This window comes from Mesorhizobium sp. FG116, from assembly GCF_057809835.1.
Window position 1 is genome coordinate 1 of sequence record NZ_JBMDKS010000106.1, and the last position, 2,003, is coordinate 2,003.

At 60.3% G+C, this 2,003-nt stretch carries 1 protein-coding gene; it reads left to right on the forward strand.

Annotated elements, in window-relative coordinates; translation table 11 throughout:
• Positions 1–75: 75 nt before the first annotated feature.
• Positions 76–2,003, forward strand: a 1,928-nt coding sequence (locus tag ACODTY_RS23905; protein WP_488996664.1) for a N,N-dimethylformamidase beta subunit family domain-containing protein, incomplete at its 3' end; no start/stop codon positions are given.

Genomic DNA, 2,003 nt, shown 5'->3' on the forward strand with positions numbered 1-2,003 from the left:
GAGAAGGACTGAGCGGAACGGGCGGGCGTTTAGGGCGCATGTCCGGTTGATCCGGCGGTAAGGAGCGACGCGGCCATGAAGAAGATTGTCGGCTATAGTGATAAGATCAGTGTTCGCTCCGGCGAAGACATTTCCTTCTTCGCGAGTTGCGAAGGGGGCGAGCCGTACAAGGCGCGGATCGTTCGCCTTATTCACGGCGACACCAATCCGGCAGGGCCGGGGTATAAGGAAGAATCGGTCGTCACTTCTATCGACGGCACATACCAGGGCCGCGAACAGGCGATCCGGGCGGGTTCCTACGTCGTTGTTCCAGGGCATCCCCTGCTCGCTGCTCTGGAATCCTTTACCCTGCAAGTGATGGCGTGGCCGACGACTCCGCTGAAAGGCTGGCAGTCACTCATCGCGCATTGGGATGAACAAGCTAAGTCAGGATTTATCCTCGGAATCGACCAGCGCGGCTGCTTGGCCTTGCGCTTGGGTGATGGCTCGGGAAAGGTCGTCGAATTGACGAGCGGCAAGCCGATGTTGCCGAGGGAGTGGCAACTCCTCGCCGCGAGCTACGATCACAAAACGAGAGAAGTAAAACTATACCAAATACCTACCGTTTTTCATGCCCTCGTCGACACCGCGTCCGAGGTCGTGACCAGTGTCGACTTTGCCCCGGGCCATCCGGGCACTGCACTTTTGATGGCGGCCCATTCGATCGCTAACGGCGGAAAGGGTCGTACCACCGCCGGACATTTCAACGGAAAGCTCGACAGTCCTGCGATTGCCAAGAAGGCCTTAAGTCGTCTGGACATTGAGCGCGTCCTAGACAGTCCGGCAAGCCTCCGGTCCGAGTTGGTTGCCCGCTGGGACTTCGCGATCGACATCACTTCCGAACGTGTTGCCGACATTGGAGACAATCGGTTTCATGGCAAAACGGTCAATTTGCCGGCTCGTGCCATGAAGGGTTTCAATTGGTGCGGGCGCGAGATGTCGTGGGGCCATGCGCCCAATGAATATGGTGCCATCCATTTTCACGACGACGACCTCTACGATGCCGGCTGGGATGTCGATTTCACTCTGACCGTCCCAAAGGAGCTTAAGAGCGGCATCTACGCCGCCCACCTGCAGTGCAGCGGCGATGAAGACTACATTCCCTTTGTCGTCCGGCCGGCTCGCGGGGGACCGACGGCGAAGATCGCCTTCCTGGTTCCGACCGCCAGTTACATGGCTTACGCCAATGACCACACTGGGACCGATGCCGCCGGCGCCGAGATGGCGACGGGCCGGCTGACAGTCCTGCATCCCGAAGACGTGTTTTTGGTGGAGCATCGAGAGTACGGAAACTCTTGCTACGATGTCCATTCCGATGGCAGCGGCGTCTGCTACTCCTCTCGCCTGCGCCCGATTCTGAACATGCGCCCCAAGGCGCAGGGTGTGCTGGGCGGGGACGGCTCGTCGCTCTGGCAATTGAATGCCGACCTGCACACCACTGATTGGCTGGAAGCGAACGGATACGAGTTCGACTGCGTCACCGACGAGGACCTTCACTACGAAGGACTTGCGGCAGTGAGCCCCTACCGTGTGCTGCTGACCGGCACTCACCCGGAATACTGGTCGAAAGCCATGTGGGAGGCCTGCGACGCATACAAGAGAGCGGGCGGGCGCCTCATGTATATGGGTGCCAACGGATGGTACTGGCGAATAGCCTACCACCCGACCAAGCCGGGCGTGATGGAGGTTCGCCGCGGAGAGGGCGGCATCCGCACTTGGGCGGCCGAACCCGGCGAGTATTATCACAGTTTCACTGGCGAATACGGCGGCCTCTGGCGGAGGCAAGGGTTGCCGCCGCAGATGATGGCAGGCACCGGCTTCTCAGCTCAGGGATTTGACGTGTCGTCGTACTATCGGCGCCAGCCGGGCAGCTTCGATGACAGGGCCAAGTTCATCTTCGCGGGGATTGGCGATGACGAGCTTATCGGCGACTTCGGCCTGATTGGCGGCGGGGCTGCCGGATT